The organism is Oceanispirochaeta sp. M1, assembly GCF_003346715.1.
Lineage (GTDB): Bacteria > Spirochaetota > Spirochaetia > DSM-2461 > DSM-2461 > Oceanispirochaeta.
In genome coordinates this window covers 135,387-156,293 of the sequence record NZ_QQPQ01000010.1, presented here as the reverse complement: position 1 = coordinate 156,293, position 20,907 = coordinate 135,387, and the positions used below count along the sequence as shown (strand labels likewise).

The 20,907-nt window shown below is 44.7% G+C and carries 18 protein-coding genes; 9 read left to right on the top strand and 9 right to left on the bottom strand.

Annotation, left to right across the window (positions count from 1 at the left end; all coding sequences use genetic code 11):
- Positions 1-4: 4 nt before the first annotated feature.
- The 5 genes from DV872_RS09240 to DV872_RS09220 are packed head-to-tail and all read left to right on the top strand — an operon-like array spanning position 5 to position 4,092.
- Complete coding sequence (locus DV872_RS09240; protein ID WP_158546901.1) at positions 5-976, top strand: ABC transporter permease; 972 nt, start codon at positions 5-7, stop codon at positions 974-976.
- An 8-nt stretch (positions 977-984) separates the two neighbouring features.
- On the top strand, positions 985-1,998 hold the full coding sequence (locus tag DV872_RS09235) for an ABC transporter permease (RefSeq protein WP_114629635.1): 1,014 nt from the start codon (positions 985-987) through the stop codon (positions 1,996-1,998).
- Positions 1,979-2,983: a dihydroxyacetone kinase subunit DhaK gene (locus tag DV872_RS09230; protein ID WP_114629634.1), complete on the top strand. Its 1,005-nt coding sequence runs from the start codon at positions 1,979-1,981 to the stop codon at positions 2,981-2,983. The genes DV872_RS09235 and DV872_RS09230 overlap by 20 nt, the downstream gene beginning before the upstream one ends.
- A 9-nt stretch (positions 2,984-2,992) precedes the next feature.
- Positions 2,993-3,625, top strand: coding sequence for a dihydroxyacetone kinase subunit L (locus DV872_RS09225; RefSeq protein WP_114629633.1), 633 nt, complete (start codon positions 2,993-2,995; stop codon positions 3,623-3,625).
- The gene (locus DV872_RS09220) at positions 3,622-4,092 is read left to right on the top strand and encodes an ureidoglycolate lyase (RefSeq protein ID WP_114629632.1); all 471 of its coding nucleotides are present in this window, start codon (positions 3,622-3,624) and stop codon (positions 4,090-4,092) included. Before DV872_RS09225 ends, DV872_RS09220 begins: the two co-directional genes overlap by 4 nt.
- A 115-nt stretch (positions 4,093-4,207) precedes the next feature.
- Here DV872_RS09220 and DV872_RS09215 read toward each other — a convergent pair whose 3' ends face one another.
- The 9 genes from DV872_RS09215 to DV872_RS09175 all read right to left on the bottom strand — a co-directional run bounded on the left by DV872_RS09215 (position 4,208) and on the right by DV872_RS09175 (position 15,670).
- Entirely contained in the window at positions 4,208-6,034 is a 1,827-nt protein-coding gene (locus tag DV872_RS09215; RefSeq protein ID WP_114629631.1) for a glycoside hydrolase family 2 protein, read from the bottom strand.
- A gap of 8 nt (positions 6,035-6,042) precedes the next feature.
- On the bottom strand, positions 6,043-7,848 hold the full coding sequence (locus DV872_RS26525; RefSeq protein ID WP_158546900.1) for an alanine racemase: 1,806 nt from the start codon (positions 7,846-7,848) through the stop codon (positions 6,043-6,045).
- A gap of 1 nt (position 7,849) precedes the next feature.
- The gene (locus DV872_RS09205; protein WP_230391510.1) at positions 7,850-9,229 is read right to left on the bottom strand and encodes a GlmL-related ornithine degradation protein; all 1,380 of its coding nucleotides are present in this window, start codon (positions 9,227-9,229) and stop codon (positions 7,850-7,852) included.
- Positions 9,230-11,443 carry a D-ornithine 4,5-aminomutase subunit OraE gene (gene oraE, locus DV872_RS09200; RefSeq protein WP_114629630.1) on the bottom strand — a complete coding sequence of 738 codons (2,214 nt, stop codon included), beginning with the start codon at positions 11,441-11,443 and terminating at the stop codon, positions 9,230-9,232.
- Entirely contained in the window at positions 11,427-11,804 is a 378-nt protein-coding gene (locus tag DV872_RS09195) for an ornithine aminomutase subunit alpha (protein ID WP_114629629.1), read from the bottom strand. The genes oraE and DV872_RS09195 overlap by 17 nt, the downstream gene beginning before the upstream one ends.
- Before the next feature lie 2 nt (positions 11,805-11,806).
- On the bottom strand, positions 11,807-13,222 hold the full coding sequence (gene ortB, locus DV872_RS09190; RefSeq protein ID WP_114629628.1) for a 2-amino-4-oxopentanoate thiolase subunit OrtB: 1,416 nt from the start codon (positions 13,220-13,222) through the stop codon (positions 11,807-11,809).
- Positions 13,222-13,527 carry a 2-amino-4-oxopentanoate thiolase subunit OrtA gene (ortA, locus tag DV872_RS09185; RefSeq protein WP_114629627.1) on the bottom strand — a complete coding sequence of 102 codons (306 nt, stop codon included), beginning with the start codon at positions 13,525-13,527 and terminating at the stop codon, positions 13,222-13,224. The genes ortB and ortA overlap by 1 nt, the downstream gene beginning before the upstream one ends.
- 4 nt (positions 13,528-13,531) lie before the next feature.
- Entirely contained in the window at positions 13,532-14,581 is a 1,050-nt protein-coding gene (ord, locus tag DV872_RS09180; RefSeq protein ID WP_114629626.1) for a 2,4-diaminopentanoate dehydrogenase, read from the bottom strand.
- Positions 14,582-14,863: 282 nt separating this feature from the next.
- Entirely contained in the window at positions 14,864-15,670 is an 807-nt protein-coding gene (locus DV872_RS09175; RefSeq protein ID WP_114629625.1) for a TrmB family transcriptional regulator, read from the bottom strand.
- Positions 15,671-15,871: 201 nt separating this feature from the next.
- Here DV872_RS09175 and DV872_RS09170 point away from each other — a divergent pair, with 201 nt between their 5' ends.
- From DV872_RS09170 to DV872_RS09155, 4 genes are all read left to right on the top strand, one after another.
- Positions 15,872-16,321 (top strand): GNAT family N-acetyltransferase, encoded by a 450-nt coding sequence (locus DV872_RS09170; RefSeq protein ID WP_199563454.1) that lies wholly within the window; start codon positions 15,872-15,874, stop codon positions 16,319-16,321.
- Positions 16,322-16,437: 116 nt separating this feature from the next.
- Positions 16,438-17,628, top strand: a complete 1,191-nt coding sequence (locus tag DV872_RS09165; protein ID WP_147283133.1) for a hypothetical protein — start codon at positions 16,438-16,440, stop codon at positions 17,626-17,628.
- Positions 17,621-19,243: an HD-GYP domain-containing protein gene (locus tag DV872_RS09160; RefSeq protein ID WP_114629623.1), complete on the top strand. Its 1,623-nt coding sequence runs from the start codon at positions 17,621-17,623 to the stop codon at positions 19,241-19,243. The genes DV872_RS09165 and DV872_RS09160 overlap by 8 nt, the downstream gene beginning before the upstream one ends.
- Entirely contained in the window at positions 19,230-20,894 is a 1,665-nt protein-coding gene (locus DV872_RS09155) for a choice-of-anchor D domain-containing protein (protein ID WP_114629622.1), read from the top strand. Before DV872_RS09160 ends, DV872_RS09155 begins: the two co-directional genes overlap by 14 nt.
- Positions 20,895-20,907: the final 13 nt, after the last annotated feature.

Genomic DNA, 20,907 nt, shown 5'->3' with positions numbered 1-20,907 from the left:
GAGAATGACAAAAATTCTTCACAAGCATGAGACTTATATTTTTATATTTCTCTTTGTTATGTGTTTTGTAATCGGAATTATAAATCCGGTTTTTTATTCGAATGGAAACATATTCAGTATTCTAAAAAGCTCTATTGTTATCGGTATTCTCTCTTTAGGGGTTTTACTGGTATTGGTCTCCGGGGGAATAGATGTTTCCTTTCCTGTTGTGGCAGCTTTCAGCCTCTATTGCAGTTCTCTTATTTATATGGGGAACTCAGATGTCTCTATCCTGCAGATTTATCTGACAGGGATGATCATCGGAGCCCTCTGCGGTCTGTTGAACGGGGTGTTGATATCTCTTTTTAATTTTCCGGCAATGGTGGTTACCCTTGGTACGAGCAGTCTGCTCTCGGGGTTTATGTATACCTATATAGGAACAAGGATAAACCATCAGATTCCGGGATCTCTGGTGGAATGGGGAAAAAATATGATTCTCCAACAGACCGTGGATGGCAAGCTCATCGGGCTTTCCAGTGCCTATTTTCTCTATTTTTCCCTATGTATTCTGATCTTTCTTTTTTTGAAATACACCATGCTGGGACGATCGGTTTATATGATAGGCGGATCAGAAGAGAGCGCTCAGCGCCTGGGGCTGAATACAAGATGGATTAAAATTTTCATCTATGTCGCCGTGGGCAGTCTGGCAGGAATCGCCGGGATAACACAGTCGGGATTCCTTAGAATTGCAAACCCCTTTGAACTCTATGGTTCAGAGCTGTCTGTTATTGCGGCTGCCATTCTCGGAGGTGCTAATATTGGTGGTGGTAAGGGATCTGTTCTAGGGACATTCCTGGGAGTATTGGTCATTACTATTATCAACACAAGCCTGATCATTATGGGAGTCTCAAGCTATTGGCAGCAGGTTGTGGTCGGCCTTGTCGTAATTATAGCTGTTGCAGCTCCAATCCTGGTCAATAAGATTGTGAAAGCCTAGGAGCTATTATGAATAAATCAATAGAAGATAGAAAAATACTCAGACTCTTCATAATCAGTTTTATGGTTATGCTTGTAATGGGTGTTCTTACAAATATGAATTTCTTTTCCCTTAGAAACTGGAATTCTATGCTTAGTATGATTCCTGAGTTAGGAATCCTCTCTCTGGGAATCATGCTGGCCATGATTGTCGGGGGGATTGACCTCTCCCTTGTATCAATTGCCAATGTGAGCGGTCTGGTCTCTGCAGGGATTATGCTTTCCCACGACGGATCACCAATGGGTATGGTATTGGGGATCTTGGCGGGAATCCTGGTTGGTGCCGCATGCGGTTTCACAAATGGATTCCTCGTCGCCTATGTGGGAATCCATCCCATAGTCGCGACACTGGGAACCTATCAGCTGTTTCGCGGTATCGGGGTTGTTTTCTCAAAGGGCTATGCCATTGTCAATTTCTCCCCCTCTCTGACTGAATTTTCCAATGGGAGTATTTTCGGTCTTATTCCGAATATTTTTATCATCTTTATTCTCATCGGAATTGTAGTCTCTTTTATTCTGAGAAAGACTATCTTTGGACAGAATCTTTATTATGTGGGAGAAAACAGTAAAGCATCCTTTTACTCAACTATTAATACGAAAGCGGTCATCCTGAAGGTTTTTATCCTGATTGGTATTCTGGGTGCCATTGCCGGCATAATAATGACCAGTAAAACAAACAGTGCCAAGGCTGATTATGGTGGCTCCTATACTCTACAGGCTATTTTGATCTGCCTTCTTGGCGGGGTAAGCTGGGCTGGTGGAATCGGGAAAACTTCAGGAGTTCTGCTGGCAGTATTCACCCTGCAATTTCTCAACTCCGGGTTCGGCCTTTTACGTTTCAGCAATTTCTTCGGTGTCTTTTTTACAGGACTCTTTTTGATCCTGGTAATGATCTACTATTATTTCGTTGAAAAAGAAACTTTCAGTCCCATGAAAATATTAAAAAAATATAAGGAGTCTTCTCATGAAAAAAATACTCAATAATCCAAAAGAATTTGCCCTGGATACTCTAAAAGGCATCTACGCTGCACATCCTCAGGATCTGACATTTGTGGAGGATGATCTTCACTGTCTCATAAAAAAGGATCTGGTAAAAGGAAAGGTCGGTATTGTAACCGGTGGAGGCTCGGGTCACCTTCCTCTCTTTCTCGGATATGTTGGTGACGGCCTGCTTGACGGCTGTGCTGTTGGTGATGTATTTCAGTCTCCCAGTTCTGAACAGATCCTGAATGTGACCAAGGCTGTTGAACAGGGTCAGGGTGTTCTCTATCTCTACGGAAATTATTCGGGCGATATAATGAACTTCGAAATGGCTACTGAGATGGCCGAAATGGATGATATCAGAACCGAGCATCTTGTCTGCGGTGAAGATGTTGCCTCCTCCAAAAAAGGAGAAGAGCATAAACGACGTGGTGTTGCCGGCATTTTCTTTGTATATAAATGTGCAGGAGCCAAGGCCGATGAGTTGGCATCCCTGGATGAAGTGAAGAGAATTGGAGAAAAGGCAGCCGCCAATGTCAGAACAATGGGATTTGCCCTGTCTCCCTGTATCATTCCCGAGGTTGGTAAGCCTTCATTTACACTGGCTGATGATGAAATGGAAATTGGTATGGGTATCCATGGAGAGCCGGGAATCAATAGAACCAAGCTTCTGACAGCTAAAGAACTTGTACAGATTCTGATGGAAAAAATCATTGAAGATCTTCCCTACAATAAAGGGGATGAGGTCTGTGTACTGCTTAACGGTCTTGGTTCTACACCCAAAGAAGAGCTTTATATCATGTATAAAGAAACTGCGGAGATTCTGGAAATGAAAGGGATTAAGGTCTTTCATGCTTTTATCGGTGAAATTGCTACTTCTATGGAAATGGCCGGTGGATCTATCTCTCTTCTAAAACTGGATGATGAGCTTAAAAAGTTGATCAAGAAACCCTGTTATACTCCGTTTTACTGTCAGAAAGAGCTTTAAGGAAGGCATATGGCTATTGGAATAGATGAATTTAAGGGAATCCTGAAGGTTCTCAAAGAACGCTTTGCAGAAAAGAAAGAATATCTGATCGAAATGGATTCGATAATGGGAGATGGTGATCTAGGTATCACCATGTCAAAAATATTTGCCGCTGCAGCTGATGAGGCTGAAGACAGCACAGAGACATCATTAGGCAAACTTATAATGAAATCTGGAATGACTATGGCAAAGGCGGCCCCTTCAACCATGGGGACACTTATGGCATCGGCATTTATGGATGCCGGGAAAGTCCTGAAAGAAAAGGAATCTATAGAGATTTCTGACTGGTCCCTGTTCTTCGGTGGAATGAAATCAGGCATCGTGAAGAGAGGAAAGACCAAGGTCGGTGAAAAAACAATCTTTGATGTTTTATCCCCTGTTGCGGACTATCTTCTGGATAAGAACTACGACAGCGAAAAAACACTCTTTGAAGATCTCACTTCCTATGCCGCATCCTGTCTTGAAAAGACAAAGGATATGGAAGCTCAGCACGGAAAAGCTGCCTGTTTCGGAGAGAAATCCAAGGGACATGTGGATGCCGGAGCAACTGTTGCCTATCTTCTGATTGAAACTATATCTGAATATTTCGGAGCCACAGCATGAAGCTCCAAATTGAAAAAATGACAGCAGAAAATTCGAAAGAGTTCGGCACTTTATTAAGTATCAAAGAAAAAGATGCAGCCTATAAGGGTGATGATTTTTCCTTCTTTAAGAATCTAGCTGAGATTGAATTCAATGAAAATATCGGATTTTCTCTTGTAGAAACCCATATGGATACCACTGTGGAAATCAGTTGGCTTGAACGGCATTTAAGCAGCAGCGAGCTGATCATCCCCTCTGATAAAAATATTGTACTTGTTCTCGGAAGTGGAGAAAAGACAGCTGATCTGAGCACTCTAAGAGCCTTGGAAGTAGAAGTTGGAACAGCCTTTTCAGTTTCAAGGAATGTCTGGCACTTTGCCCCCATCTCCTGTAGTGACACTACAAATGTTTTTATCCTTCTGAATCAGTCAACACCTGATTGTGATCTGGAGAAGATAGATTGTGAGTCCATCGGACTGACAGTTTAATAATCCATTTTTCAGAGGCCTTTGTCATCGATCCAGCTCCTGGCGGGAGTTCCGGAGATGTCGAAGGCCTTTATTTTTTCTGAATCGGCAATGAGCTTATTGCCGGTTTATTTACTTACTTTTTGTTTAGGGATCTAAAGGCTTCGTAGATTTCTTTATTGCTTTCATAAACCACTGCTTCATCTATTTTTAAAACTCTTCTGTCGTAAGTATAAAAACCATTAGATTCAATTTCCACATCGCTTATTTGTGTATAAACTGCCCCTCCAAGTCCCTTTTCTATCAACGGATTAAGGCTTTGTCTCATCAGTTTCACATAGGCTTGCTCAAGAGATTTTTTACTTTTAAAAGATCTATAACCGAACTTTTTATTTTCATCCCACAAATGCCCTGGAATATTCAGATTGATTCCACCGTATTCTGACAACAGGTAGACTCTGTCATCATTTTTTCCTGGTCCGGGAAGCTTTGCCGAGTAAGAGTGCTGAGATTCAAAATCACTCCTACCCTGGTCATACCAGCCTGATGCATGGTCAATGAGACGGGAAGGGTCCTTTTCTCCGACCATATCGCTTATTCGCAGAGCATCATACTGGCCCCAGGCTTCATTGAAGGGGCACCATATCAGCAGGGAAGGGGTATTATAGAGATGCTCAATCATCTCTGTCAGTTCTTCTTCGAATCCAGCTCTGTTGTCAGGGGAAGACCTTCCAACGGATTTTTTATATTGTTTCGAAGTATCTCTATAATGTTTTCCCACTGTGTAGCGGAGAGCATCTCCCAGGGGACTCACATAGTTGTTCCCACCGGATACCATATCCTGAATCACAGCAAGGCCTAATCTGTCGGCATGGTAATACCAGCGTCTCGATTCAATTTTGATGTGCTTTCTTACCATGTTGAAACCCAGTGCTTTCGTCTTCTCCAGATCGAATATTATCGCTTCCTCAGAGGGTGCTGTCATCCCGCTTTCAGGCCAATATCCCTGATCCAGGGGACCATGGAGAAAAATGGCTGTGTCGTTGAGATAGATAAAATGACGCCCCTTATAGCCGGGAGCTGTAGATATTTTGCGCAAGGCGAAATAGCTTTCTACACTATCTATCACATTCTCAGAACTGATGAGTTCTACTTTCAGATCATAGAGATAAGGATCCACGGGAGACCATAATCGGGGATCAGATATTGGCAATACCAGATCTTTCCCGCTTTCAGCTATGAGCTGGGATATTTTTTTACCCTCTGAAATGATTGTCAATCTCACAGAAGATTTTGTCACAGTCGTAATATTCGCAGTTAGAGATGAAGAGTCCACCTGCGGAGTTAGTTTCATCTTGAGGATGTGGTTCTCTTCTGGAACCGGTTCTAGCCATACAGACTGCCATATTCCACTAGTGGCTTTATAGAAACAGCCCTTGGGTTTGAGAGTTTGCTTGCCTTTTTGCTGGTGGCCGCTGTCAGTAGGATCTTTCACATCGAGAGTCATTTCATTAACACCATCTACGATTAAGTCACTGATATCAAAGAAGAAAGGGATGTAACCACCTTTATGCACACCAGCCTCTATACCGTTGATTCGGCAGATGCAGTGCCAGTCCACAGCTTCAAAATTGAGCTTTATTCTCTTTTCTTTCCAGTTTTCAGGTATTTCAAACTTTTTTCTATATCGGAGTGTTTCATTGGGGTGAAGGGGTTTGCCAACACCAGAAGCAGCTGTTTCAATGGCAAAAGGAACTAGAATCTCACCGTCGTAATCTTCAAGATCGTCATTTCCGTCTTCTTTTACGACATAATCCCATATTCCATTGAGAGATAGCCAGTCCGGGCGTACGAACTGCGGTCTCGGGTATTCTCCCAGGGGATTATTAATATCTATTTTGTTTGCCCAGGGAGTTTCCATCCGTTCTTTGATTCTCCGCCATTTTATCTGATTATTTTGCATATCTGTAACTAGAGCTTTAAAATCCTTTTTCCAAAGGCAGATCCAACTAGATTGCACAGGCCTTTGTCATCGATCCAGCTCCTGTCGGGAGTTCCGGAGATGTCAAAGGCCTTCATATTTGCTGAATCGGCAATCATCTCCATGGCCAGGTGGGCTTCCCTGAAAGTCAGTCCCTCTCCTTCGGCCTTGATTACATCAGTGCTGAGACGGGCATAGAATCCCTCTGTTCCCGTTGTAACCTTTCTCAGGGCATTGATCATGACCTCTCTCATCCCCAGAAGATCAATATCCTCCATGGTATATACCTGAATATCATGTTCCCTGATAAGTTCAACTTCACTGCGCTCTGCATCTCGCAGTCCTATGATCACAATGCTCTCTGGAGATATTTTCGAACTGAGATTGATTCCGTTGTTCTTTAATCCCAGTATCTCTGCCAGAAATGAGTGACTCTCATCTCCCTCTGTCAGGAGTGAAGCGTTAGGGGAAAATATGATAAGCCCGGCCTGATCAAGTGCTTTCGCCATGCCTCTCAGTGCTGCAACGCTGCAGTTTTGTTCTCCGCCGATGAGAGGAATCTTCTTCTCCCTGATCTCTGCTGCGATAAGACCTTCTGTAATCTCTTTTGTACTGATTTCATATTCAAATCCCATCTCTGTAAGATGATTTAACAGAATCTCTTCTGTGAAGGTGGGAGAGTTCCCCATTAAAACCGCATTTTTGGATTTCATGATTCCCTCTTCTCCTGTGATAGGTGTTTTTTTTACATACCCGGAAGTCATGGCCGCCAGAAGGGCTCCATAATTCAGGTTGAAATTGACTTTGTCTCCCAGACTGAGGTCGGAAGAAGACCCTGTTACATCAATCAGAAGATGATCACTGGATGCTCCCAGGACAGAGATCCCGCTGTCTACGGGAATCAGATTGTCAATCACTACATCTTCTCTACCCACAGAGAGTATGCCCCTCAATATATCGCCCTTGTCAGAGAATACAGGTGTCTTGCCGAAGGCATCCATTCCAGTTTCTCCGATGGGAACAGAGGGTTTTTTCTTAAGTTCAATCAGCTCTGCAGAGAGCTGAAAGGCATCTGCATGGCATCCCGGCCAGAGAGTCCCTTTGACAGTTTCTCTTCCAAGAGCAATGGATTCACCTAATCTCAGATGATTGATTCTGGCAGGCATTCCCCCTTCCATAAGCAGAGGGAGGGATGAAGAGTTACCACCGGAAATAATCTCCATCTCCAGACCGAATCTCTCTTCAATCTGCTGAGCATAAGTTACAAGCTGGGTCATATTTTTCCGGGAGGGGAGGACCCCGCCGAAGCAGGTCAGATTGGTTCCGATTCCTGCAATCTTTACACCCCTCAGTTTTACAACTTCACGGCAGATCTCCATCAGATCCGAGGGCCATATCCCCTCTCTCAGATCTCCCAGATCCACCATCAGAATTATTTTATGAATCTTTCCTTTGCGTACCGCCGCTTCAGAGAGAGAACAGATCACAGAGAGCTCCGAGTTGAGGCTTATATCTACGGATGTTACGATTTCATCAACACCTGAAAGAGGAGGAATTCTCAACATCATTACTGGTGCATTTATTCCGCTGGATCTGAGGCGCTGAATGTTTTCAATTCGGGATTCCCCGATGCTTACAACACCACCCTCAAGCATAGCCCGGGCAACCAGGGGCATACCGCAGGTCACCTTGGTAACTCCGGTGACCCTAATGCCTTTGCTGCTGCAGAAATCAACCAGAGTTCTGGTGTTTTCACGTATCTTGTTTATATCAACTATAATTTCCGGGCCGGCCATATCAGAGGTCCTCCAGATAATGCTTGAATAAGTGTACCCCATCCTCGGGGTATTCTGTACTGAGGACACCCAGAGAGGCCATTATGTATTTTGAATCTATAAGAATCTTAGGCAGGGCAGGGGGGAGTAAATCATATTTCTGACCTGTGGCAAAGACCTCTTCTATCAGCTCAGCACCCACTCCCAGTCTGGTGAGGGCACCACCTGTTCCCACAGCATATTTCAGAGCAGTCAGATCACGGCCCATGGCCACGGTCTTCTTTCCTCCTGAGGCGAAGGAGTCCCGGTATTTACCGGCATGTCTGTGGAGTCCGGTCTTCAATGCCGTATAGGTCAGTTCCCTGACCAGCAGACGCTCTATATCAGTTTCAGGAACGGCTTTTAATGCTGTAACAGCAGCTCCAAGCTTTTCCTCTTCAATTCCAGTTATCCGACTCAGTCGTTTTTGATCGGAGAGCTCCAGTACATTCATTCTGTTGATATAAACTCCCAGGTCACCCTCAACCGTCCGTTTGGCATCGGGTTCGGGATAGATCTGGATGCTGCTAATGTTTTCAGATCCTTCTGTGACAGAATGAACGTCTGTTGTTGCTCCTCCCACATCAAAGGTTATCAGGTCACCCAGCTCCTCATTTAAAAAGCGGGTGGCTTCCATAACGGCTCCGGGGGTGGGGATGACATGACCATCCACCAGAGAGCGGATCTTCTCCATACCGGGAGCATGGACTATATGTTCTTCAAAAACCTGCTGTATCACTTTTCGGGCAGGGAGTACTTCCATCCTGTCGATCACAGGATATACATTATCCACAATGTAGAGTCTGCTGCCTGAGTCCCTGAAGATCTCACGGATCTCTTCATGGTTCTGAATATTGCCGGCATAGATCACCGGGATTCCCAGTTTAAGGTCTGCAATTTTCTCAGCATTATCCAGGGCTGTATCACGTTCTCCATAATCAACACCACCGGCAATCATTATGATATTCGGATGTACATCCACAAGTTTTTTAAGCTCGGTTCGCCGCATTCTTCCTGCAGTGATCTGATGAATATTGGCACCGGCTCCCAGGGCCGCCTCTTTCGCCGCCCTGACAGTCATATCGTAGACCAGGCCGTGAACGGTCATTCGCAGACCTCCGGCAGCGGAGCTGGAGGCCAGAAATCTTTTCCATGAGAGATTCTCACATCCGAGATTCTTTTTCAGGTTGCTGATGGAGGCATTAAGACCGACGGTCACATCGCCTTCAAGTACTGAGGTGGGAGCAAAACCCTGTCCTGCAAGACGGGGTTTTGCTGTTCCAATTCCACTGAAGGCGTTGACTACGGTCGTTGTGCTGCCGATCTCCGCGCACAGCAGATCCACCTGCATGGTGCTTCTCATCTACAATCCTCTTTCTTCCCTGTTCTTCACAAGAAATGTGGCTACCTGAGTTCCGTTGCTTCCCCGGCCGAAGGCCTTGTCCGCTCCGTAATTTTCTGCAATTTCAGGTGAGACCTGAGTTCCTCCGGGGCTGAAGATAATCCGGTCCCTGACTCCTTTCTCAATACAGTAGTCATGTATCTTCTTTATATTCTTATAGTGTATATCATCATGACTGATAATGGTGGAGGCAAGTATGGCATCCGCATTCAGTTCGATGGCTGCATCTACGAGTTTTTCGATGGGACAGGAGGTTCCAAGGTAGTGAACTTCGATGCCGAATCTCTCGATTCCGCCATGTTTTATATCGATGATCTCTCTGAGTCCTACGGAGTGCTCATCTTCACCTACCGTCGCAGCAACAACCTTCATGGGTCGTGCCTTGATGGCGGCAGAGAGCTCTTCGTCAGTCATAATGTCCGGAGCCGGAGGAACAACCAGTGTATCCAGATCGATGGAGTGCTGGAACTTCCCTTTTATCTCCACTCTGGTACCTTCTGCTGCCTGCATGATCTCTGTATGGATAACTTCAACTTCTTCCAGTCCCATCTTTTTACCCACTTCAATGGCGGCGTAATAGGCGGTTCTCTCATCGGTAGGGAGGAACATGGTCGTCTGTACAACACCATCTCCCAGCCATTCCATCTCTGGTTTGACAATGTTCTTCTCTCTGAAGTCCTTTGTCTCCTCCATCCTGACTTTGACGTTGTCCATGTCATCCAGTTCATCAATAAATATGATTTTTTCCGGCTTTTCAAAGGTGCCCCCATCAATAAGAGATGAAGGATCTTTTACAGCTTCAGGGCCGTACTGCTCCAGATTGTTGTATCCGAAATGGGCAGTTACGGGAGCCATGTAATCTTCCGCCCTGTCATAGGTTGTGCCCGCACCGATTCCGCCGTCGATATGACGGATGATGGCATCATCATTTCTCTCGGGATAGTATCCGGAATCCACAAAGAATCCCTGCTCAACGGCATTGAAATAACCGCCGGCTTCAACCATCTCCTCAAGATAGAGAACAGCTCTCTCTTTCAGTTCACGAACCTTGCAGGCCAGCTCTCCTTCATCCCGTTTAATCTGCAGCATCTCTGTCAGGCCGTCCATGCCGGCAAAGGCCTGGTTTGCTGTATCGGTTCCTTCCATATTGTAGATATGCCAGGGAACATTCCGTCCTTCATCGGGAGTGATGGTGGATTGAATTTCGGCCCTGGTCATCTTGGAGATCAGAAGGTTCAGGGTATGGGTTACGGTGGCTTCTCTTGTGGAGGAGCCCATGTATTTTGTGTTCTGCTGTGCCCTCATCTTGTATTCAGAGAATAATTCACGCAGGGCTACAGCGTAGGGTAGGTCCAGTCTCATACAGGGTGCGGGAGGAGCCGTGGGAGGAACAGTCGAGAGGCAGATATTCTCTTTTTTCATTCCCACCTTTACTGAAAAGATAGAGTTAATACCATGCTGAACCATCAGTTCGGGCATCACCTTCCAGGCATCACGGGCGGTGGCATTGGCGTTATGGGCACCGTCGATCTGGGCAATTCCTGCCCAGGCCATTACTTTTTTAGCTACCGCTGCATCCACAAAGGAGCGGACCATATTGATATTTCTGTAGAGTACGTTGTACTGGGGGTCCTGGTGGGCTCCATTGACTCCCTCCTCGGCAAAGAGAACCGCAATTTCGGGTCCTGCAACACCGCTCACATAGGAGTGGTAGTTGATGGGTCTTCCCACCTCATCCTCGATCAGATCCAGAGCTTTTCTCTGAGCACGAAGCTGTTTTCTGGTGATTGGTACACCGCCGATTCCCTGGGGAGTTCCTTCGATAAGTCCGTCCATATGGCTCTGTCCGGCAGTTCTGATAACCATCAGATGATCGGCACCGTGCCAGGCGGCCATTCTCATTCTTCTGATATCGTCTTCGAAACGTCCGGAGGCGATTTCTGTTGTGATGGAGCTGGTGGGCTGAGGGGCTATGTCGTCAAAAAAGTGACCTCCCGGGAGGGGCTGTGCCTGCTCCAGGTTCTCGGAGGTATCGTAGTATTCGAATTTACCGATCTGTCTTTTCTCTCCGGCACCTTTTCTCCAGGTCCAGTTTCTTCTGCGGGGTCTGTAGTTTTCAAGATCCTTCAGGATCTCAAGGACATCTATTTTTGTATTTTTATCGAGTTTTTTCATTGATTGCTCCCTGAAAGAGGGATACTGTTTCATCCCAGAGTTCGTTATCTGCGAGTTTCAGTCCCGCTTCACGGATATTCATTCCCTTGTTCTTGGCCAGTTTGTAAACAAGATGTCCGGCGCCGTGCTCCAGTAGATGTTTATCAATGGCACTGTCTACGATGGCTTTACTTTCCAGGCTGGAAAATCCCATACGAAGAAGAACTGATCTTTCAATGGAGGGGGATGTCTGCTTCTCAGCCATCTCTACAATCGGATCCATCAGCTGACCGCAGAGCTCCCAGAATCTCTCTTCCAGCTGCTTCTCTGTGAGATCTTTCAGATGCTCTCTTCTCTTATTAAAATCATCTTTTCGTTCCATTATTACCTACCTTCCAGTGAATCAATCATTTTTTTAACTTTATCTGTGCCGATTCTGCACTCCTCGGCCATATAGTGAATATCTTCTTCTGTTGCCTCTTCTTCATTACCCAGGGAGGCAAGGCAGTTTCTAATATAGGATAATCTTATTTTGTCCAGATCCAGATCCACGGCCCGGATCATTGAGGGGTCCTCGGGGAGTATGATGGACTTTCCGGGAATCTCCTCTTCGGGATTACCGAATCTGATCTCTATTCCGTTTTCCCGGGCAAAGGAAAGCTGGGGCTGTATATGCTTTCCCGCTCCCGTATATTCAGTCTCCTGAACAACAATGACCTGATCTTTGTTCATCTCCCGGGCTATGGAGAAGGCCGCTGCCAGGGAAACATTTCCCGCAGGCCCCCTTTCCAGTCCTTCGATCTGAGCCAGAGCTTCGGTCATATAGAAGACCTCACCCTGATGTACGGTGACGTAACGGTCCATATATCTCAGAGGCCGTCCGGCGGAGCGGGGTACATCCGATCTGTCGGGATTTGTGGCAAAAGGGATGCCGAATCCCGTATGACCTGTGGTGAATGACTTCAGGTTGAACTGTCCGTCACTGGCCATGTGGAGTCCCTTCAGGTCTACACTGGCGCCGATGACTTCAGTTTCAAGAGCATCAGCCTTGATCAGGCCTCTGGCAGTACCTGTGACATTGCCGCCTCCAGCAGTGGTGACCACAACCGCATCGGGGTTGCGTCCGATTTTCTCTTTCATCTGAGCCGAGAGTTCATAACCCAGAGTCTCCACTCCGGCTATGCCGAAGGGGGTGTAGAGGGATGCATTGAAGTAGCCTGTCTCTTCAAGGAGCTGAAGAAAGCTGAAAAAGAGTTCGGGACCTACAGAGAGCTGAACAACTTCGGCACCATAGGCCTCGCATTTTCTGGCTTTCTCAATTATTTCGGGTTGTCCTTTATGCTCGGAATCGTAGCATTCCTGTACAATTATGCATTTGAGACCCAGCATGGCGGCCTGGCTGGCCACAGCTGCGCCGTAGTTTCCGCTTGTGGCAGCAATGACACCCTTGTAGCCGAGCTTTTTTGCATGATAGACACTCACAGCAGCACGTCTGGCCTTGAAACTTCCCGAAGGATTGGCCGCTTCGTCTTTTAAGAAGATCCGGGCACCCTTTCCCTTTTCTGCCGTCTTCCGGCAGAGGGCTGTAAGGTTTTTCAGTTCATAGAGGGGAGTGTTGCCGACCCCCGTACTCTCCTGGATCTCTTTGATCTCTTCCAGGGAGTAGCCGACCTTTTCCATCATCCCCTCAAAATCAAAGGCGATGGAGCCCGATTCAAACTGATCATAGTCAATCTGAACGGCACTCTTCATAATCTCGGCTCTGCGGGCCATGAGTTCGCTGTATCCGGCTGCTGACATCACTCTGCCTCCTCAGCCAGAATTGATCTGACCTGTCTTCCGATCTGGAGTATTTCGGGAATACAGTTTCCCCAGGCATGATCAAACTGAGGATTTATCTCTATCATATCGCCTGTAAGCCTCCGTCCGATGATTGTCTCTACTTCCACTTCATCCCCGACGACCGCAGATGAATTTACCAGGAAACCCTTGTCCCACATTTCCAGAGGAACCTGTTTTGTATCTTCAGGAACCTGAGGAGCCCTCTGGGCAGAGCTTAGGATTATTTTATGAATACGGACCCAGTCACCTTTTACTGCTTTCATTTCTCTAGCTCTCTATCAGGTCGCGCATATCGCCCATGACGGCACGGGGGACAGGCAGATCAATCATGGTTTTAAGACCGGGTCTGGAGTTGATAACATGGGGTATCATATTTACACACATGGCAATTGTACCAATCCCTCCGGGGATTTCCGGTTTAATGGACATATTAATATCGGGGGTACCCTTTATTCTGATGTAGTCACCTGTGTCGGTGCCTTCCAGCTGAGGCTCTACCTGCTGGGGATGAATCATTCTGATCCTCTCCCGGCCATCAACCTTTCCATAACCTTTCATGCTGCACCCCGCTATATTTCCGGGCTGAACTTCTACATATTTTGTCTTTCTGTAAACCGAGGAGACAATGGGCTCCATGGACTGTCTGACGGGTTCGCTCAGTTTCCAGCCGATAGCCTTGGCAATCATGCCCACAGATTCGTTGAATCCAACATGACCGGCCAGGGTGTCGTTTTTTACCCCCTCGGCAAACTCTTCGGGAGTGATTCCCACTCCCTGTTCTTCCATTACAGCAGGACCAAACGGGGAGAGGCTGTTTACACGTTCGGCTTCTATTTCTTCCACATCTATACAGGCCCCTGTGAGGGCTACAACCAGGAGGTCCATAATCAGTCCCGGATTGATTCCGGTTCCAAGGACAGTGACTCCATTTTCTCTTGCTATCTCATTGAGTTTTTTTGCCAGTTCGGGTTCTGATGCCTGGGGGAAGGCCATCTCCTCGGCAGTCGATATTACATTGAGTTTATTTTCCAGGAGGAACTGGATCTTATCAAAGGCTTTTGCGGTAAATGAATCGGTGGCGAGGAGGGCAATATCAACAAAGCCCTCACTTACGATCTCTTTTATGTCACTGCGAATAAGTACTTCGGGTCTGTCTCCACGCTCTCTGTCCAGAAGGGAATATATGCTTTTTCCCACACGGTCGGGATGCATGTCACATACGGCGCTTATCTCGATTCCTTTCTTCTTCATAAGCATCTCAGCCATACCGCTGCCCATGGCTCCAAAACCCCATAATAGTACTTTTAAATTATCCATAACTTATCTCCTGGAACTGTATTACTACTGTAATAGTAAATCCAGTATAGACGAGAGTGCAGAACTGTCAAGAATATTGTGGATTAAGTTGGATAAATTATCTTTTTCTTAACCATTCCCGAGATGTGGATTAATACTGTTTTCCAGCTATTACTCATATTAGTAATAATGAGTAACAGTCGTAATGAGTTTGAATTATGGAGAAGTTTTTTATGGTAGAGAATAGAAGCGCAGCTGCTGCACCGGCTGTGGCCGGAACAATTATTTCCGCCTGCTGATCTGTCAGTGGCCGTATTTCAGTCTGAGCCTTTCAAACTTCTTACCGAATACTTCATCTGCCTTGTCCCCAAGATAATCCCGCATTTCGGCTATATAGAAATCGTGGATAATAAAACCTTCAATTGATTTGATAAGTCCCTTGTTTCTAGTCCAGACGGACTGACAGGGGGCTACTCCTCCCAGGCTTCCGGCAATACAGACCTTGGAGTCTATAACAAGATCAAGGGAGCGTCCCACCTCTGTAATATCCTGCAGATTTTCAACACTGTGGTAGTAGACCTCGCCGAAGTCGGGTTTTCCTTCTCCATAAAGGAGAATCAGTATTCTTATCCCTTTTTTCTCAGCTTTTTTGAAAGACTCTTCCAGAACTTTGAGCTCTTCATCCCAAAGACCTACAAAAATTGTGTTTTCAGCCTCTTCAATAAGCTCTTCGGCCATCTCCAGGGCTTCTGTTCTGCCGGAGAGGTTCCATACAGGGTCGAAATCCGCTGTAAATTGGATGGAATCAAGCTGAAGTTTCAACTCATCTGTACGCTTTGTATTATCGCGTCGGAGTCTGGATACCAGTTCTTCAGGAGAAATAGGTGAGAAGAGCTCAGGGTTTGTACCCTTGGAAGTTACATATCCTTTCTTGATCAGACGTCTTGTAATATCGTAAACCCTTGAATGGGGAACACTTGAATTTTTAGATATGTTATAGGCACTCAAAGGATGTTCGTTGAGAAGAGCCATATAAACTTTTCCTTCATATTCTGTAAAACCGAGCTCTTTTAAGTTGGAAAGAATGCCCTCAAGTGCTTTGTCGCTCATATATGCTCCGTATCTTAATGAATATGATTATTCGGGATTTTAATTTCGTCAATCTGTATCTTCGCAGGAAAAGGGTATCATATCAACATCATCCATATTCCGTTATAGATATGTCTTATATTTTTCCATCTATCCCCATCCAGGGGATTTGTAAACAGGAGGAGAAAGGGATATTATCATAACAGATATAAGGAGTAACTATTGTCTGATAAGAAAATATCCCTTGTCCCAGTGGACAAGGATAACTGGCGTGATATCGCTGTACTGGAAGTTAAGGAAGAGCAGTCTGAGTATGTCGCCTCCGGAAGCTATTATCTCTGTCTCTGTAATTATGATGACCTCTGGAACCCACTGGCCATTCAGCTTGATGATCAGGTCATCGGATTTATGATGTGGGCCATAGATGAGGATGACAACAGCTGTTGGCTGGGTGGAATTACCATCGATAAAGAGTTTCAGGGTAAGGGTTACGGTAAGTCGGCCGTAAAGGAAGCTTTAGATAAACTAAGTACTGAGAAAGGCTACAGTAAATTTGCCCTCTCCTATAATCCTGAAAATAAAGGCGCCAGGCATGTCTATGCTTCTCTGGGCTTTGAAGAACATGATGAGATTGAAGATGATGAGGTTGTAGCCAGAATTGTTCTGAAGTAAAAAAAATCCTGTAAAAAAGAGCACTAAAATGAACGATTTTGGAGCTCTTTTTTTTATAATGAACAGCGATTTAAAGAATTCATAAAAACCTGTCGATTCTGGAACTAGAGGTTTTTGTGAAAAAAATAACGATTTTATCCATTTTCCTGCTGTTTGTCGCGTTATTCAGCTGTGGTGGTTTGTTTGGTGATGAAGCATCATATAAGATCAAGAAGGAATATATTTCAGAAGCTCTGGTGAAACAGGACCCTTCATTCATCCAGCAGCTGCGAGATTATGACAGTTCTGATGAAGATTATGACAGGCTAATCGACTATGTTGTTGAAAAGGCCGGAGACCTGGTTTTTCAGGAAGAATACAGTTATGCCTATAAAGTACTGGATGCTGTTCTCTATAATAATCTAGCCCACAGTCAGGCACAGGATCTCTATCTCCTCCTGGATGAAATCCTTAGAGAAGACGAAGAAAATGCCCTTCTGGCAGCAGAAGCTGAGGCCGAGGTTAAGGCTGAAGAGCAGCGGAAACTGGATGAAGAAGCACAACGTCAGGCAGAGGAAGACGCCCGGGTTGCCGAAGAAAGAAAAGTCGAAGAGCAACATCAGGCATCCCTTGATGAAAAACAGCAGGAGATTGATGATGCCAAGGCCTATGTTGAGAGCATCAGCACAGTATCAACTGATAACTTCTCCTATTATGCGGCTCTATTCCCCTTAGATCTTATATTTTTCAACTCGGATGTATATCAGGAATTCAATGATATGAAAGAGTCTCATCTCTTATACGGAATGGCTGCACAGATAGGTGCAAACTTCAGGAATCCTGTCATGTTTATGAATCTGGATATTGTTACGGATTTTGGGTTTCTTGAGATGAGCAATGATGAATCGGGTACCACTAATTTTGGAATCAATGCAAATTATTCCATCGGAATTTCAAAACTGCCCATTCCCATAACTCTCAGAGTCGGTTATCTGAATAATTCATACAGTTTCCCCGACAGTGAAGATGAGCATATGGCCATCATCGGTTTTTCCACTCCCTCTTTCGGAATCGGAATATGGAACCTGACTTTCTTTGATAAATTAAAAATCAACCTCTCCCTGGACTATTATATAAGCAGTTTCTTTATTGATTATCTGGATGTCTCCTTTGGAGGAAATCTGGGAATCTCATATGACTTTTTTGAAAATGAAAAATTCAAATTATACTCCGCATTAACGACTCAGACTCTTTTCCTTAAAGAAGAAGGCATGGTTGAGGATTATTACAGTGGAAAAATCGGAGTGGGGATAAGTTTTAATGACTAAGAAAATATTTTATACAGCTTTCCTGTTTCTTTTTTGTTTTAATCTACAGGCTCAGGCACCAAGTCTTGAAGAAAAATACATGAGCCAGGCAAACCAGAAGTATCAGGAGGAGGACTACAACTCCGCCTATTCACTGATAAACTTTATTTTAAACCTTCATGAAGGGGAAGAACTACCCAATGCAGCTAAAATACTGGCTGAGAAAATCTACTATTACCATATAACTGATCTTGTTGAAAAAAAATTCCCAGTATATCTGGATGAAATAAAGAATCATCTCGGTACTCACTCGTCCATTGCTTCCTCCCGGGTTAAAAAGGCTCTTGCTGATCTGGAGAATGTTAAATTGGAGATGGAAGAAGCCAAAAGAGCAGAAGAAGAACGTCTGCGTAATGAAGCTGAAGAGATAAAGCGTCTGGAAGAGATTGATAAGGCCCTTGAAGAGGAGAGGGCATCACAGGCCCGTCTTGAAGCAGTCAGAGAAGCCGAACGCAGAGAGTATGAAGAGAAAGAACAGGCCTACCAGGATCGGCTTCAAACCATGCAGCAGGAAGAACAGGCCAGGAATGTTCAGCAGCAGACTCTTTTGCGAGAACAGATAACTCAGGTACAGGAACAGGAGTTGCAGCGTTCTCAGCAGATTCAGGAAGATCGTGTTGAATATGAACAGCGCATGATTGCACTTCTGGAAAAAAGAGATGCCCTTGCCGTTGAACAGCAGGAGAAGATGAGTGAAATCATCAACACATCTCTTGAGGTCAGTAAACAGTCAGGTGAGACCGGTACTCAGATGAGTTTTTATATCATCATACTGATAGCCGTTATCGGACTCTTTTTATTCATCGGATTCGGACTTCTTATTCTCCTCTCTGTTCGAAAATCCAGTGAAGATCAGCGCCGTTTTGAGAACACACTCTATGCAATGCAGAGCACCCGGCCTATTACCTCTATCAATAATCAGTATGCCCTTCCCGATATGGCTCAATCCATGGAACAGCTTCAGCTCTCAGAAAAAAAATCAAATCCCAATGCAGCCCTTCCTCCTCCCGATGATGAAGCTGAGAAGATCAAAGTGCTGATGCAGCAGTGTAAGTCACAGGGTGAGAAAATCGACCTTGCGACAAAGCGAAAGAATAACTCACGGAATATCGGCGAGCTGGTTTTCAAGATTTCTAAAGAGCTTGGATATGATGAAAGAGAGAGTTTTCTCCACTTTGCTGTAGCTCTAATATATGATATTGGATTTTTAAGTATAGATCCCCAGATTCTGACAAAGGAACAGATTTCCGAAGAAGAGTTTGCCACCATTCAGAACCATGTAAACCTGGGGCTGAATATGATCTATTTTGTAGATAAAGAGTTCCAACCCGTATTCAGAGACGGAATCCTGAAACATCACGAAAATCAGGATGGAAGCGGATATCCTTCTGGTTTGAAGGAAATGGATATCCCGTACATAGCAAGAGTCCTCCATGTGGTTGAGAGCTTTGTCTCTCTGATTTCATCCAGAAATTATCGTGATATAATGGATAAAGAATCTGCTATCAGAGATTTATACAATGATTCCGGAAAATATGATGAAAATATTCTGGAGGCTCTGAATGCAATTATTTAATTCGATCTTCAGTAGGAAGGCTAGAAGCGGTCTGATCATCACAACTCTATTTCTTTCGGTACTGCTTGCAGCCGGTTCATGTAAGGCTGATTTCAATGTTGCTCTCGAGGATTATCTGAGTGCAGTTGCCGGTGGTAAGGTTATCGCCGTGAGAATTGATGACACAAGAGTCGAATACGGTACCCCCGTGGACTTCTCTTATCAGAAAATCGGTAGCAGTTCTGACCCCACAGCATTGACTATAGAAAATATCGGTCAGATTGATATGACTGTCTCTGCTATCCTTGTGGATATGATGGGAATTGCCGGAACTCCTTATTCTCTGAATATGGGAGATCTTGAGCTGCCCCTGACTCTCCAGCCCGGAGAGAGCAGTTCATTCGAAGTCGTTTTCAACCCAACAGTCATCGGTCCCATTTCCGGTGGCGGACATGAAGAGTTATTGAATGCAGCCATAACTATTGCATCCAACGATGCGGAGTATTCGGCATTCTCCATTCCTTTGACAGGAACTGGAGCGCTGGGTGAGATTGCTGTATACCAGAGCTCTACGGAATATACGAATAATGGCGATCCTTATTTATTTGATGTGACAGCAGCAGGAAGTAATACTGCTGCCCTTGATTTTGCATTAAAGAATACTGGCAATGTTGATTTAGCTATCAATGGTTTTTCTGTGGATAACACAGATGCTGCCTTTGATATAGTTCACTCAATCAGCAGTGGCCTGGTAATTGCTGCAGGTGAGTCTCTAATTTTTTCTGTTGCTTTTGATCCAGATGTTGATGGTGGCTTTCCTCTGACTTTTACCATTCTCAGTGATGATAAGGATGAGAGTACATTTGAGTTTAATTTGCGAGGAGCTACTAATATTCCTCACTGGTTGGATGATGTAGCATTTTGGTTGGATGCAGAAAAAATTCTTCCTGCACATCTTGAATCTGGTCATGTTACAAAATGGATAGATGTCAGTGGTAGAGGTTTTGATGCTGAATCATTTAATCCAGGTGGAGTCACTGTTGATGAACGACTACTACCTGAATATATTGCATCAGGGTCTGGGATTGGAGGTAAAGCTTCTGTTCGCTTTGTAAATGATGATGGATTAGGAGATGAGGGGGATTTATTATATATTTCTTCACAGGTTCTAGACACTGTGCAGGGATTGTCATTTTTTGTAGTTTTACAACCTGGTGTTATTGATGCAAGTACCACTGGGATGTATCTCACAGGTAATGCTACAGGATCTAGCTTGTCACCTTATTTTAGAGTTTATACTACATATTTTTTTAACAGGTTTATGGGGATGACTTATACAAGTAATTCAGCTACTGGCGTTCCTATAGATTTAAAAGTTCCTGTCTCTGGTAAGAAATATTTAATCACAAATATATTTGATAATGAGACTTCTGTTATTGAAGATAGGCATAGAAACTTTGTAAATGGAACAGATATGAATTCAATATCTATTATCAATGAGCCAACAGGAATAAGAATCCCTAATTTATATATTGGGAATTACTATTCTATCCACTCTAGATATGGATTTGACGGAGATATTGCAGAAATCCTTATTTTTTCCAAAAGTTTGACTGATGCAGAAGTAGATTTAGTCCATACCTATCTCAACGATAAGTATGCAATCTACTAAACAAACTGATAAG